This is a genomic window from Geobacillus sp. (genome assembly GCF_017515625.1).
GTDB lineage: Bacteria > Bacillota > Bacilli > Bacillales > Anoxybacillaceae > Geobacillus > Geobacillus stearothermophilus.
The window spans coordinates 1-13,431 of sequence record NZ_JAFWFM010000059.1 but is presented as its reverse complement, the minus strand read 5'-3'; the positions used below and the strand labels follow the sequence as shown (position 1 = coordinate 13,431).

The 13,431-nt window shown below is 53.1% G+C and carries 12 protein-coding genes and 2 pseudogenes; 4 read left to right on the top strand and 10 right to left on the bottom strand.

The window, feature by feature from the left end:
• Positions 1–10 precede the first annotated feature (10 nt).
• Positions 11–145 (top strand): annotated as a pseudogene (locus IKE44_RS03700) (IS701 family transposase); the annotation flags it as partial.
• A gap of 185 nt (positions 146–330) precedes the next feature.
• Here IKE44_RS03700 and IKE44_RS03695 read toward each other — a convergent pair.
• From IKE44_RS03695 to IKE44_RS03660, 8 genes and pseudogenes are all read right to left on the bottom strand, one after another.
• Complete coding sequence (locus IKE44_RS03695; protein ID WP_033016693.1) at positions 331–699, bottom strand: Na-translocating system protein MpsC family protein; 369 nt, start codon at positions 697–699, stop codon at positions 331–333.
• A 158-nt stretch (positions 700–857) separates the two neighbouring features.
• Positions 858–2,564 (bottom strand): ABC-ATPase domain-containing protein, encoded by a 1,707-nt coding sequence (locus IKE44_RS03690; RefSeq protein ID WP_049625092.1) that lies wholly within the window; start codon positions 2,562–2,564, stop codon positions 858–860.
• Positions 2,565–2,777: 213 nt separating this feature from the next.
• A complete protein-coding gene (locus IKE44_RS03685; RefSeq protein WP_230581391.1) occupies positions 2,778–2,900 on the bottom strand; it encodes a diguanylate cyclase in 123 nt (40 codons plus the stop codon).
• A 221-nt stretch (positions 2,901–3,121) separates the two neighbouring features.
• Positions 3,122–3,382: pseudogene (locus IKE44_RS03680) on the bottom strand (PAS domain-containing protein); the annotation flags it as partial.
• Positions 3,383–3,459: 77 nt separating this feature from the next.
• Positions 3,460–4,863 (bottom strand): 23S rRNA (uracil(1939)-C(5))-methyltransferase RlmD, encoded by a 1,404-nt coding sequence (rlmD, locus tag IKE44_RS03675; RefSeq protein ID WP_033016690.1) that lies wholly within the window; start codon positions 4,861–4,863, stop codon positions 3,460–3,462.
• Positions 4,860–5,726 (bottom strand): DNA-3-methyladenine glycosylase family protein, encoded by an 867-nt coding sequence (locus IKE44_RS03670; protein ID WP_053532235.1) that lies wholly within the window; start codon positions 5,724–5,726, stop codon positions 4,860–4,862. The genes rlmD and IKE44_RS03670 overlap by 4 nt, the downstream gene beginning before the upstream one ends.
• Positions 5,727–5,825: 99 nt before the next feature.
• Positions 5,826–6,617, bottom strand: coding sequence for a delta-lactam-biosynthetic de-N-acetylase (gene pdaA, locus IKE44_RS03665; protein ID WP_049625096.1), 792 nt, complete (start codon positions 6,615–6,617; stop codon positions 5,826–5,828).
• 142 nt (positions 6,618–6,759) lie between these two features.
• Complete coding sequence (locus tag IKE44_RS03660) at positions 6,760–8,307, bottom strand: fumarate hydratase (protein ID WP_033013943.1); 1,548 nt, start codon at positions 8,305–8,307, stop codon at positions 6,760–6,762.
• Between the two features lie 230 nt (positions 8,308–8,537).
• Between IKE44_RS03660 and yfkAB the strand changes: the two genes are divergently transcribed.
• Complete coding sequence (gene yfkAB, locus IKE44_RS03655; protein WP_033013942.1) at positions 8,538–9,662, top strand: radical SAM/CxCxxxxC motif protein YfkAB; 1,125 nt, start codon at positions 8,538–8,540, stop codon at positions 9,660–9,662.
• Positions 9,663–9,753: 91 nt separating this feature from the next.
• Here yfkAB and IKE44_RS03650 read toward each other — a convergent pair whose 3' ends face one another.
• Positions 9,754–10,542: a YfkD famly protein gene (locus tag IKE44_RS03650; protein WP_033013941.1), complete on the bottom strand. Its 789-nt coding sequence runs from the start codon at positions 10,540–10,542 to the stop codon at positions 9,754–9,756.
• A gap of 141 nt (positions 10,543–10,683) precedes the next feature.
• Positions 10,684–11,736 (bottom strand): calcium/proton exchanger, encoded by a 1,053-nt coding sequence (gene cax / locus IKE44_RS03645; RefSeq protein WP_287465034.1) that lies wholly within the window; start codon positions 11,734–11,736, stop codon positions 10,684–10,686.
• A gap of 151 nt (positions 11,737–11,887) precedes the next feature.
• Here cax and IKE44_RS03640 point away from each other — a divergent pair, with 151 nt between their 5' ends.
• Positions 11,888–13,021 (top strand): MFS transporter, encoded by a 1,134-nt coding sequence (locus tag IKE44_RS03640; RefSeq protein WP_049624346.1) that lies wholly within the window; start codon positions 11,888–11,890, stop codon positions 13,019–13,021.
• Positions 13,022–13,114: 93 nt separating this feature from the next.
• Positions 13,115–13,261 carry a BH0509 family protein gene (locus IKE44_RS03635; RefSeq protein ID WP_049624342.1) on the top strand — a complete coding sequence of 49 codons (147 nt, stop codon included), beginning with the start codon at positions 13,115–13,117 and terminating at the stop codon, positions 13,259–13,261.
• Positions 13,262–13,431: the final 170 nt, after the last annotated feature.

The window sequence follows — 13,431 nt, the reverse complement described above, 5'->3', positions numbered from 1 at the left end:
TTCATATCTAATGAATAGATTAGCACATCATCAAGGAATTCACAAGTTTTTCACGATGTTGGGGTTGGCCCTTTATTTTTCAAAACCTGTTATGAAGCATCTCGTTCATATCGTGGATGCGATGATCACGAAGGGCTTTTCTGGAAAACAGCTCCATGTGGCATAAGGGGTACCCTGTTTGTTTCTTTTTACATGGTAATTATTGTTATGAAAATTGCTCATCTACAGTCCTATACTTACTATACAAAAGTTGTTTCAATTATACAATAACTTTATAAAAAAATGCCTTCTTCGTCCGGAGCGCCGTTTTATGGCGATGCGGGCGAACATTTAGCCCGTCAGCTGTTTTTCTAAATCGTTGAACAGCTTAAAGACGATCACCCGCTCGCCCGTTCGGGTGCTTAAATCCGTATGGAAGCTCTTCACCTTCTCGCCGGTGATTTCAAAAATCATTTCTTTCAAGTCATCGACTCCAGACTCCACTAAACTCGTCCGCGACCGCTTCACCGATAACATTCCTTCTTTTGATTCGCAAAGCGCGTACTCGGCGGGCGTCAGGATGCCGTGCAACGAAACGATGATCATATCGCGCAAAATATCGGTTTTCACCGATACCGAACCGCGGCCAAGAAAATCTTTTTCCCATTTTGTCAATGCTTTGCTGATTTCCGATTCAATCGAACCTTTTGATTTGCCCATGCCTCGATCCCCCTTCAGCCAAACCGCGGCCTCCCCGCTGCCAGCCGTTTCATTGAACTGATAAACATAATTATAACGATAATCGAAATGGGACGCTAGACAAAATCAACGGAAACGAAAAGCGAAAGCAGGTTCAATCCGCTTCCGCCCGCAATGGTTCAGCGTTGGCGGCAACGGAGCGTCCGCAGCCGATTGAGCGCCGCCGCCAGCTCGAATCGGCGCGGGCGGGCAAGTTCACCCGGATGCCCTTTTCGGAACGAAACGGAGCCCAAGCCTTGGCGATCCCATTGTTCTTCGATCGCATCGAGCAGTTGGCGGACGGTTTTCTTTCCGTCGAACCATCCTTTTCGTTCCATATACAGCAGCGCCGCGACAATCGCCCGCGTTTGGCTGTCATCGACCAGCTGCTCAAGCGCATAAAGCAATAGATCGGTTTGCCCGTACTGAATGACGTGCCGTCCGCGCGCGACCGCTTTTTCTTTTTTTCCTTTTTGGCTATTTAAACTCCCAGGCAGCGGAATGCGCTCATGAATGCAGCCGAACGACTCGCCGCCTTCCGCTTTCCGTCCCGACGGCATCTGCAAGGCGATTTGTTTTGCCTCTGCCGTCACATCAAACGGGACGTACTGCTCCATTTTGATCACGCAATCCGCGATATCCAAGTAATCCCCCAATCCGCCGACGACAAGAACGGTCGAAATGCCGTAATCGCGAAATAGTTGACGCGCCTTGTCGATATACGGCGTGATAGGTTCGGCATCTTTCACCACGAGCGCCTGCATGCGTCCATCTCGGATGAGCAAATTCGTCGCGCTCGTATCTTCATCAATCAAAAACGCCGATGCCCCAGCTTCAATCATTTCGATCATGCTCGCGGCCTGTGAGGTGCTGCCGCTCGCGTTTTCCGTCGAAAACTGTTTCGTCTCTTTTCCATACGGCAGCGTGCCAATGAGCGGGGAAATGTCAACACTGGCGACGCTCCGGCCGTCTTCGGCGCGAATTTTCACCGCCCCGCTGTCCGTGATGACAAACTCCCGCCCGTCGCCGGCGACATGATCATACACGCCGTGCTCTAGCGCCTGCAGCAGCGTCGATTTGCCGTGGTAGCCGCCACCGACAATCAGCGTAATCCCTTTGCGGATGCCCATGCCTTTGATCGGTTCAGCGCGATGCGGAACGGGGATCGCAATCTCCAGCTCTGGCGGACTTTGAAACGGCACCGCTCCACGTTGCAGCGGCTTGTCGCTCACTCCGCTCTCCCGCGGCAAAACCGCACCGTTCGCGACAAACGCCACCAATCCGTGTTCACGCAAATAGCGGCGAATGGCGTGCTGCTGATCGGCAAGCTCGACTGCCGCACGAATATCCTCCTCCCGAAGGCCGTACACCGCCCGCTCGATGACGGATGGAATTTGTTCGAAAAAGATGGCCTCGGCTTCTTTCGCCAAAATGCGACGCCCGTTCGCCGGCAACCCGACCGACAAACAGACAGTGACCGTCTCGTCTGTCACTTGCACTGCTGTCCGCTCGAGCACCTTCTGCTCCGGGGCATCGATCAAGACGAGCCCGCTTTTTCCCGATCCACGCGCCCGCAGCGGCCATTGCCGCAATTCATGATAGATGCGGCGCGCCAGCACATCTTCACAGCGGATGCGGCGCGGTTTCGTATTCATCCACTCCGCTGCCAACGCCGTTTTCGCCCGCGGTATGATCACGCGGACCTTGGACGGCTCAGCAAACGGATCGCCCTGCACGTGGTCAATCGCGAGCGTAAACAATGGAAACGAATACGTCCCTTCGATCGTTTTATACGCTTTATATCCCTTTTGATCAATGGATCGCAGCCGTTGTCTGAGCGTTTCCATGAAACCAGCTCCTTTTCCTCTTCATTCGTTGCCTCAACATACCCGAGTATGGCAAGACGACCTATATTGCCATTTTGAACTGTTCACTCATTGCATTGCAACAACGATCCAATCTCCGTTTCCGACACAGGTTGCCTCCAAAAATACCCTTGCCCTCCGTTGCACCCCATTTCCTTTAATATTTGATTTCGATAGCACGATGCAAATGGCTTTCTAATGTTTCAACACTTCGTCTCCCACCGAATGCCCAAATGAATCATTAATGTTTTTAAACCGCGCTAAATCAATAAAATAAACGGCCAGCAGTCGTTCCTCCTCTTTCGTCTCTTTCAGCAATTTATATAGATGCAACAAAGAAGTTTAACATATCCTTGACAGAAAAGTGGTTTGCCCATTTTCGACTGTCGAAGGCAAGCGTGTGGTTTGCCTCCGTCACGCCTTAGCGTGACGGAAGACCGAACAACGACTCGCTTTACAAGACCCGTTCATGGGTCTTTAATCGGCGTTGTTCGGTCACTCGACAGTCGGATGCAATGACCGGCAAAGACGAAAAATGTTAAAAAACGGCGATTGGGAAGGCCCGTCAAATCATCATGGTTGGCCATATATTTGATTTGCTCTTCATACTGTTTCAAACGGGTAATATCCGTTCGAATCGACACGTATTGATACGGCTTTCCTCGTTCATCCAAAAAGGGGACAATGGTAGACTGAACCCAGTAGTAACTCCCATCTTTCGCTTTATTTTTGATCTCTCTCCTCCATATCTTCCCTGTCCCGATGGTTTTCCACATATGTTTAAAAAATTCTCGGCTATGACAAACATCTTCCAATACTCAACTTTCTTTCTCGTGATGAACGGTTATGTTTTCAGTGGAACGAGTTTATTTTGTGTTTACAACTTTAATACTAATCGAGCTACACTTTCTACATGCGCCGTGTGCGGAAACATGTCGACCGGCTGGATGTAGTCGACGCGGTATTGGGCCGCCAAGGCGTCGAGGTCGCGGGCGAGGCTCGATGGGTTGCACGAGACGTAGACGACCGTTTTCGGACGGACGCCAAGGATCGTGTCAAGCAGCGCCCGGTCGCAGCCGACGCGGGGCGGGTCGACGATGATGACGTCCGGCTTCCAGCCTTCGTTCACCCATTTGGGCAGCCAGTATTCCGCTTTGCCGACGACGTAGTGCGTGTTCGTAAAGCCCTGTTTGTCCGCGTTTTTCTTGGCGTCTTCAATCGCTTCGGGGATCGTGTCCATGCCGCGCACTTCTTTCGCATCGCGGGCGAGCCACAGCCCGATCGTGCCGACGCCGCAGTAGGCGTCAACGATCCGCTCCGTTCCGGTGAGAGCGGCCGCTTTTTTCACTTCGTCGTACAGCTTGACCGTTTGGATCGGGTTAAGCTGGAAAAAGGCGCGCGCCGACAGTTCAAATGACAAGTCGCCGAGCGTTTCTTGAATGTACTCGTCGCCGGCGAGCACTTCGGTTTCGTTGCCAAAAATGAGCGACGTTTTTTCGCCGTTGATGTTTTGCACGATTGATTTCACTTCCGGAAGGCGGCGGCGAATTTCGTCAATGAGCAGCTGTTTGCGCGGAATGTCTTTTGTCGCTGTCACCAGCACAAGCTGGATGTCGCCCGTATGGAAGCCGACACGGACGACGATCGTCCGCACGACGCCCGTTCTCGTCCGCTCGTTGTAAATCGGGATGCGCAAGTCTTGCAAAATCGTTTTCACGATGTTCGTCACGCGCGTCGTTTGCGGATGCTGGATGCGGCATTCCGATAGGTCGACGAGTCGGTGGGAGTTGAGACCGTACAGCCCGGCGAGCACCTTCCCTCTTTTCATCCCGACTTGAAATTGGCTTTTGTTTCGGTATTGCCACGGGTCGGCCATGCCGATCGTCGGGCGGATGTCAAGTTTGTCGACATCGAGGCGGCGGGCGTGGCGGCGCAATGCTTGGATGACGATGTCGCGTTTGGCTTCAAGCTGCGCTTCGTACGATAAGTGCTGGAGCTGGCAGCCGCCGCACTGGTCATAGAGCGGGCATGGCGGCTTGATACGGTTTGGCGAGCGCTTGCGGATGCGCTTGATTTTCGCCTCGGCGTAGGTTGGATGGATGTCCGTCGCTTCGACGACGACTTCTTCCCCCGGTAACGCGCCGGGGACGAAGACGACTTGTTTTTGGAAATAGCCGACCCCTTCGCCGTTAATGCCGATCCGTTGAATGGTCACAGGAAATTGGTCGCCTTTTTTGATTTTGATGTTCGTTTGTTGCTTTGCCATATCGGTCCCTCTCATTCAATGCTTCGCCACAAATAAAGCGCCGCATAGCTGGCGTACGGTTTCCACCGCTCGCCGAGCGCCGCCATCTCTTTTGCGGTCGGCCGCTTCGGAAGCCCGAATTGTTTTTCAACCGCCCGCTGCAAGCCGATATCCGCCGGCGGGAAGACGTTTGGACGGCCAAGGCCGAAGAGGAGGAAGTTTTGCACCGTCCACGGGCCGATGCCGCGCACGGCCGTCAGCCGCTCCATCACCTCGCCGTCTTCCATCTGCTTAAGTTCATCAAGCCGCAGCTTTCCGTCAGCGATGAGACGCGACACATCGACGATATATTCCGCTTTCCGCCCGCTCAGCTGCAAGGCGCGCACATCCTCGTACGAACGGGCGGCCACTTCTTCCGGGCGCGGGTAAAACCAAACGCCATCCACTTCTGTTCCGAACGTTTTCACAAACCGCTCCGTCAGCCGATAGCCGACTTTGAGATGAAGTTGCTGATGGATCAAACATTTGATGAGGCAAAAATATAGATCAAAATCGAGCACAAGCGGCATTCCTTCATACTCGGCAAACAGCGGCGCCAGGTCAGTGCGGCGGAAATGCTCGTGAACGGGCCCGAGCGGCGTCCGCCATTGAAACAGATGCGAAATCCGCTCCATCACCTCGTCTTGCCGCTCGGGAAAAGGAGCTGAAACGACAAATCTCGGGTCATCTTTTGTGCCGACGCCTTCCACCGTTACGGGCACGAAACAGCCGTCGAGGGCGAGCGGCACGGTGATGCGCTGCCGTTCCCGATCCACGGCCAACAGCGGGTCGAGCGAAAGCCGCTCAAGGGCGTGGGCGAAATCGTACGGCGCCGGCACCGTCACTGTTTTTGTCCACATCGCATTCACCTGTTTCTTTCGTCCGTATCCTCATTATAACGAAAAACACCCGCTGAACCAAACGGCTCACGGGTGGGGCCATTTTTCAAACGAAACCGCTTATGGGCGAAACAGCCACGGATGGAGTCCCATCTTTTTCGCCATCAATTCATCTAAGCTGGCAAACGTATACCCTTGTTTTCGCAAGTCGTCGATCACCTTCGGCAGCGCGTCGGCGTTGTCTTTCGATACGGAGTGCAGCAACAAAATCGCGCCTGGGTGAATTTGTTTCATGATTTGGTCATAGGCATATTGCCAGCCGCGCTGACGGTCGGTTTGCCAGTCGACGAACGCCAGCGACCAAAAGACGTGGTAATAGCCGAGCTCGCGGGCGAGAGATAACGTCCGTTCGCTGAAAATGCCGCGCGGCGGGCGAAGGTACATCATCCCTTTTTGCCCGGTCAGCTCTTCTGTCTTTTCCTTGACTTTTTCGAACTCTTCGCGCACCCGCTCATCGCTGGCGGTCGTTAAATCGGGATGGTGCCACGAATGGTTGCCGATGATATGTCCTTCGGCAGCCATTCGTTTCACTAAATCAGGCGCGGTTTGCAAATAATGGCCGGTGACAAAAAAGGCGGCCGGCACATGTTTTTCTTTCAAGATGTCCAAAATTTGCACCGTATAGCCGTTTTCATAGCCGTTGTCAAACGTCAAGTAAATCGTTTTTTCACTCGTATCGCCTAAATAAAACGCGTCATATTTGGCAAGCAGCTCATCGAGCTCTTTTCCCGCCGACGGGGGCTCGTGGTTTTCGCTCCGCTTGAATCCCCAATGGATCGCTTGATTGCTTGCGGCAAACGCAGAAGCGGGAAAAAGCGCAATCGCTAAAACGAGAGAAATAAGCCATCTCATGCCTGGTTCCTCCTTGGCCGCCGTCTTTTCCTCTTTTTTATTGTTTTCGCCCTCAGCTGCTTTACGCACGCCATTTTTTGCAAAAAAAGACCCCAAAAGCGGATGCTTTTGGGGAGTCACGCTGCCAATCGTTTCTTCACGTTTATTTGAACACCGGTTCTTTGAATTGGGCCAGTTTTTCGAGCGATGACTTTTCAACGTCTTCATGCAAGCTGTTGCCGTGCGAGTCCATCGTAACGACGGCGGTGAAGTTTTCAACACGCAAATGCCACATGGCTTCTGGAATGCCAAATTCCATGAGATCCACGCCTTCGACTGATTTGATACAGTCCGCATAATATTGGGCCGCGCCGCCGATGGCGTTTAAGTACACGCCGCCGTGTTCTTTTAACGCTTGCAGCGTCTTTGCGCCCATGCCGCCTTTGCCGATGACAGCGCGGACGCCGAATTTTTTCATAATGTCGCCTTGATACGGCTCTTCGCGGATGCTGGTCGTCGGGCCGGCGGCTTTGGCGTGCCAGCGGCCGTCTTCGTCTTTTAGCATGACCGGGCCGCAATGGTAAATGATTTGCCCGTTCAAATCGACGGGGGCATCGTGATCCATCAAATATTTATGAATGGCGTCGCGGCCGGTGTAAATGACGCCGCTGATGCGGACGACGTCGCCGACGCGGAGCTTCCGCACTTGTTCTTCCGACAGCGGCGGAACGAGATCGATGACGCGCGCCTCTCCTTGTTCAAGCGCCGCGGCCGATTCCGCTTTTTCCAACTCTTTTGCAAAATCGACGTCTTCGCCGTCTTGGTACAGCCATTCGATGATCTCACCGGTGGCCGGATCGATTTTCACGCCCATGCGCCGAAACGCCCAGCAGTTGTAGGCGACGGAGACGAAGAAGCTCGCCGGGATGCGATGCATGACGCCGATTTTACAGCCAAGCAGCGTCGATTCGCCGCCAAAGCCCATCGTGCCGATGCCGAGCTTGTTGGCGTTTTCCATAATGTATTCTTCCAGCTGGCGCAATTCTTCAATCGGGTTGACGTCATCAACCGGACGGAACAGCTGTTCTTTGGCGAGCTCATAGCCGGATGAGCGGTCGCCGCCGATGCCGACGCCGATGAAGCCGGCGCTGCACCCTTGCCCTTGCGCCTGATACACCGCATGCAAAATGCATTTGCGGATGCCGTCCAAATCGCGGCCGGCGCGGCCGAGCCCTTCGAGTTCACACGGCAGGCTGTATTGGATGTTTTTGTTTTCACAGCCGCCGCCTTTTAAAATAAGGCGAACGTCAATGTAATCGTTTTCCCACTGTTCAAATTTAATGACCGGCACGCCTTCCCCTAAGTTATCGCCGCTGTTTTTGCCGGTGAGCGAATCGACCGAGTTCGGGCGCAGTTTGCCATTTTTCGTCGCTTCGACAATGGCAGCCCGGATCGCTTTTTTCATTTCGATTTGGTTGACGCCGACCGGCACTTTGATTTTAAACGTCGGCAAGCCCGTATCTTGGCAAATCGGCGATACGTTTTCGTCCGCCATTTGAATGTTGCCAACGATTGTATCCAATGCCATCGCCGCCCGCGTGCCGGCGTTTTCGCGCGCTTTCGCCCGAGCGATCGCTCGACGGACGTCCTTCGGCAGCTTCGTCGACGTCTCGACGATCAAGTCGTACATGCTTTGCTGGAACTTTTCCATTTGTCTAAACGCCCCTTCCCATGCTCATCGTGCATAGGCAGTTGTCCTTATCTTTTTCTATTATACTCCGTTTCTCGCTGTTATGTAAAAAATCTTTCTTTTCCATCTCATGATGGCTCCTTTCTCATCATACGAATGGGTAGAGGCAAAACAGCTAAAACGATTGACAAGGGCTGCTAAGGCGGCTAATAATGAAGGATGGAACTTTTTTATAGAGAGAGGAGAAAGCGATGCGTTCATTCGCCATGCCGGCCATTACGCCGGCGTACGATCCGTGGGAGGCGTACGTTGATCTAGAAGAGTATGGAAAGTTGGAACTGACGAACGTCGAGTTTACGACAACGACGCTTTGCAATATGCGCTGTGAACATTGCGCCGTCGGCTATACGTTGACAGCGAAAGATCCCGAGGCGCTGCCGCTTGAGTTGTTGCTCCGCCGGCTTGAAGAAATTCCGCATTTACGCTCATTAAGCATCACCGGCGGCGAGCCGATGCTGTCATTAAAATCGGTTGAACAATACGTCGTTCCGCTTCTCCGCTATGCACATGAGCGCGGGGTGCGAACGCAGCTGAATTCGAATTTGACGCTTGACTTGTCCCGCTACGAAAAAGTGATTCCGTATTTGGATGTGCTCCATATCTCCCACAACTGGGGGACAATCGACGATTTCATCGACGGTGGATTCGCTATGATGGAGCGAAAACCGACGCGCGCCCAACGCGAGAAATACTTCCAGCGCATGCTTGACAATGCAAAAGCGCTGGCCAATGCCGGCGTGATGGTATCGGCGGAAACGATGTTAAACAAACGGACCGTCCGCCATTTGGAAACGATCCATCGCCAAGTCGTTGAGGAAATGGGCTGCCGGCGCCATGAAATTCACCCGATGTACCCAAGCGATTTTGCCAGCGCCTTAGAGACGCTAAGTCTCGATGAGCTGCGCGCGGCGATCCACCATTTGCTTGACATTCGCGATGAAAACGTCTGGATGTTGTTTGGCACGCTGCCATTTTACCCGTGCAGCGACAATGAAGACGATCTTCGCCTATTAAAGCGGCTGTATGAAAGCAAAAACGTCACCGTCCGCAACGACCCTGACGGCCGTTCGCGGCTTAATGTCAACATTTTCACCGGCGATGTCATCGTCACCGATTTCGGCGATGAACCGCCGCTTGGCAACATCGTCCGCGATTCATTGCCGGATGTGTATAACCGATGGCGGCGCTCGAAACTCGCCAATGAACTTCTTTGCCGCTGCCCGGCCGCGCGCTGCTTAGGACCCAATTTGCTCGTCAAGCAGACGTATTACCGCGGCGTCGATTTTACAAAACGGGCGGCGCGCATCGCCCGATAAACAGCAACGCCGCAGAGGCAAGCGCATCATCGGCCATGCGCATAAAAAAGAGTCGGGCCCAAAACGCGCCTGCTTTTTGGGCCCGACTCTTTTATCGCGGCTGCTCGCTGACGACATAGGACATATACAGCCGGTCTTGCACCGGAATCCATGCCCCGACCCCTCTTGTCGTCACGTTTTTGACGACGATTTTCTTTTTGTTTCCTTTTAAGACGATATACACTTCCCCGTACGTCACTTTCCCTTTTTCATTCACAGCCGGAGCATACGCATACAAATAGCCCATTTTTTTCGCCGGCACGTTGTACGGCTGATCCTTTTTCGTGCCAAGACCGACAACGGTGCTGAAAGCGAGCGGTAAATTTGTTTTTTCCATGGCCTTGTTCAACATCATCCGTTTGACGGCGTCTTCATTCGGCACTTTCACCGTCAAGCCGCCACGGACGTATTTTTGCATTTCCTGTTTGTAATACAGTTTTTGTGCTGTGTCGCCGCCGCGGTTGTCGAGAAAATTCGTATTGACCTTTTGATACTCCCAATTTGTTGATGTTTCGAGCGATTGGTAGTTGAGTGGCCATTGGCCTAAATAAATCGTCGCCCGGTAGCCGATGGCCCACGGCGCGTTCGTTGCCGAAGATTCATTAAAGAGATGAACCAATTCAGGATTCTCAATGTTCACATTGGCTGATTTCAGCAGCTGTTTCGTAAACGAGCTTGGCTCTAGATGCGGCAAGTCTTGCGTTGGATTCGGGTATGTGTTCTCTTTCGAGATATCGATCACCGCACCGGGCGCCGGCTTTCCGGAAGCCGCCAATGTCGGGAACGCTGCCGCATACAGAAGCAGTGCGCTCGCAAACAGCGAAACCGCCCATTTTTTCATCGCATTCGCTCCTTTCTATCTCATATTCACTGTTATTTTCCGTCAAAACGCACCGTTTATCCGTGACAGTGAAAATTTCTTCCGTCCCGGCGCCGTTCCTCTGTCCAAAAAACCCGAGCGCCAACCGCCCGGGTGAATCCGTCAAAACAAATAAAAACCAATGCCCATAATGATATAGGCCGCCAGCAGCGTCGCCCCTTCAAACCAGTTCGTATCGCCATCGTTGGACAATACGATCATCAAGAGCACCGAAGCGGCCATCGCGACGAGTTCGGGAAGTGAAAAGACAAGCGGCATTTTTTCCGGAAACAAAAGCGAAACGAGCACAAGCACCGGCGCGACGAACATGGCGATTTGCAAGGTCGAGCCGACGGCGATCTCGACGGCGACGTTCATTTTATTTTTGTATGCCATCATGACAGCCGAAGCATGCTCCGCCGCATTGCCGACGATGGCGACGATGATGATCCCGATAAACAGCTCGCTCCAGCCAAACGACTCCGTCACGGTTTCGAACGTATGGACGAGCCGCTCTGACAAGTAGGCAACCGCGAGCGTAGCCAGTGCCAAAATGGCGGTCGCTTTTCCTTTTCCCCATTCCGGCTCCTCATGTTCTTCCGCTTCGTCCGATTTATGCTGGTATACGCCGCGGTGGGTGACAAGCCGGAAGTAAAGGGCAGCGATGTAAAGCAAAATCATAATAATCGAAATGCCGACGCTCAACGCAAGCCGTTCGCCGCCGTCCATTTGCATTGTAAACACTTCCGGAATGACAAACGCGACGAAAATGGCAAACGTCAGCAGCCCGGCGTTATGGCGGGCGTCATAAATATTGAATTCTTGCCGTTTATATTTCAAACCGCCGACAAAAAACGATAACCCGGCAACCAACAGCAAATTTCCTAGCACCGAGCCGGTCAAGGAGGCGAGCACGACATCCACGAGTCCGGCTTGCAAGGCAAAAATCGAGATGATCAACTCGACCGCATTGCCAAAGGTGGCGTTTAACAGCCCGCCGATGCGCGGTCCGGCGACGATGGCCAAACTCTCTGTCGCCCGCCCCATATAGCTGGCGAGCGCAATGATCGTCAAACAATACAGCCCAAACATCAAGACGGTCGGCCAGTGAAGAAAGCCGCCGATTACTGACACCGGCACGCCGATCCATGCCATCCAGGCAAACAACCTGTTCATTTGTGTTTCTTCCACCTTTCCCATCAACATTTTTTCGTTGCATTGATCGTTGCTTGTATGTACGATGGAATACGGGCCAGCCGTTCCGCCGTGAAAAGACGGATTCTGTTTGTTCGCGGACTGGCCAATTTAAAGAAGTGAGGATATGACGATGCGTTTTGCCATTTTAACTGCGGTCGTGGCCATCTCTGGCTTATCCCAAGGAATGTTGCTTCCGCTGTTAGCCATGTTGCTTGATGAACAAGGCGTCCCTTCGTCCGTCAACGGGGTGCATGCTGCTGCTCTATATATCGGCGTGCTGGCCATTTCACCGTTTCTGGAGCGTCCGTTGGTGAAGTATGGGTATCGACCCATCATTCTCCTTGGTGGTTCTATTGTAATATGTTCGCTTACTCTTTTTCCACTTTTTTCTTCATTTTTTATTTGGCTGGCTCTCCGTTTTTTGATCGGCGTCGGCGACCATATGCTTCATTTCGCGACGCAGACATGGATCACCGACTTTTCGCTGCCGGCTAAGCGCGGGCGGCGTCTGTCACTGTATGGTTTGGCATTCGGCCTTGGTTTTACAGCCGGCCCGCTTCTCGCTTCGCTCGCCTCGATCAATGAGGCGTGGCCGTTTTATTTGGCCGCTCTCCTCAGTTTCAGCGGATGGGTGGCCGTCTTTTGGCTACCAAAAGAAAAACCGAAGCCGTTTGAACGCTCTTCCTCAGCCGCCGGCCGGTGGGTCGGTGCATGGAAACATGCATGGCCAGCGCTCTTGCTGCCGCTTGCCTACGGCTTTTTGGAAGCGTCCCTTCATTCCGTGTTCCCGCTGTATGCCTTGCGCAAGCAGATGAGCGCCGAACAGATCGCCTTCATTTTGCCGTTTTTCTCGTTAGGCGGCATCGTCTTTCAGCTCCCGCTCGGGGCGCTCAGCGACCGGTTCGGGCGGCGGGCGGTAATTCGTTTTGCCTTGCTGGCCGGCGCCAGCTGTTTTTTGGCCGTGCTCACGGTCGGTGCGTCCACTGTCGGGCTCGCTGCCTGTCTGTTTGCCGCCGGCATGTTTACTGGCTCCCTTTTTTCCCTTGGCATTGCCTATATGACCGACTTGTTGCCGAAAGCGCTCCTCCCGACCGGCAACTTGTTGTGCGGAATGCTGTACAGCCTCGGCAGCATGGTGGGCCCGCCCCTTGCCGGAAGCGCCGTCGATGCGGCAACGAACGCCTTTTTTCTGACGGTCACCGCTGTTCTTCTCATCCCCGCCGTCTGCCTTGCCGGACGGAAGGAACAGGAAAAAGCGGCTTGACCGCTTTTTTAATTGACCATTTTATTTTTGCTGTTATATAATAAAAACAAGATAACAAGTTACTGTTTTAAAACAGAAAAAGGAGTGGCGATGATGAGCAGAGCAGAACGGAAAAACATGATCGAGTTTATCGAAAAAGTGCGGGGGTTGTCGCGGGAAGAGCTCGCCTGCATAACTGACGCCGAGATCGAGTACATTTACGAGCGGTATTACTACCATCATGAAGAAATTGTGGAGTAAAGCGCCGTTCGCTGACCGCCCCAGCGAAAAAGGGGCTGACCCAAAAGTCCGCCAAAAAGCGGACTTTTGGAGTCAGCCCTCTCTGGTTTTTGTATATTTTACCAAACGGAACAAAATTCCGACTCTGTTCTCCCCCTCATTTACGCCACCAAGGACAATTGCTTGTCCCT

Bases quoted from the DNA above. Each gene is read 5' to 3' on its own strand.
- IKE44_RS03650 (WP_033013941.1), bottom strand. From the start codon at position 10,542: ATGAAAAAATGGGCGGTTTCGCTGTTTGCGAGCGCACTGCTTCTGTAT.
- IKE44_RS03670 (WP_053532235.1), bottom strand. From the start codon at position 5,726: ATGTGGACAAAAACAGTGACGGTGCCGGCGCCGTACGATTTCGCCCAC.
- pdaA (WP_049625096.1), bottom strand. From the start codon at position 6,617: ATGAGATGGCTTATTTCTCTCGTTTTAGCGATTGCGCTTTTTCCCGCT.
- IKE44_RS03640 (WP_049624346.1), top strand. From the start codon at position 11,888: ATGCGTTTTGCCATTTTAACTGCGGTCGTGGCCATCTCTGGCTTATCC.
- IKE44_RS03690 (WP_049625092.1), bottom strand. From the start codon at position 2,564: ATGGAAACGCTCAGACAACGGCTGCGATCCATTGATCAAAAGGGATAT.
- cax (WP_287465034.1), bottom strand. From the start codon at position 11,736: ATGAACAGGTTGTTTGCCTGGATGGCATGGATCGGCGTGCCGGTGTCA.
- IKE44_RS03660 (WP_033013943.1), bottom strand. From the start codon at position 8,307: ATGGAAAAGTTCCAGCAAAGCATGTACGACTTGATCGTCGAGACGTCG.
- yfkAB (WP_033013942.1), top strand. From the start codon at position 8,538: ATGCGTTCATTCGCCATGCCGGCCATTACGCCGGCGTACGATCCGTGG.
- IKE44_RS03695 (WP_033016693.1), bottom strand. From the start codon at position 699: ATGGGCAAATCAAAAGGTTCGATTGAATCGGAAATCAGCAAAGCATTG.
- rlmD (WP_033016690.1), bottom strand. From the start codon at position 4,863: ATGAGAGGGACCGATATGGCAAAGCAACAAACGAACATCAAAATCAAA.
- IKE44_RS03635 (WP_049624342.1), top strand. From the start codon at position 13,115: ATGAGCAGAGCAGAACGGAAAAACATGATCGAGTTTATCGAAAAAGTG.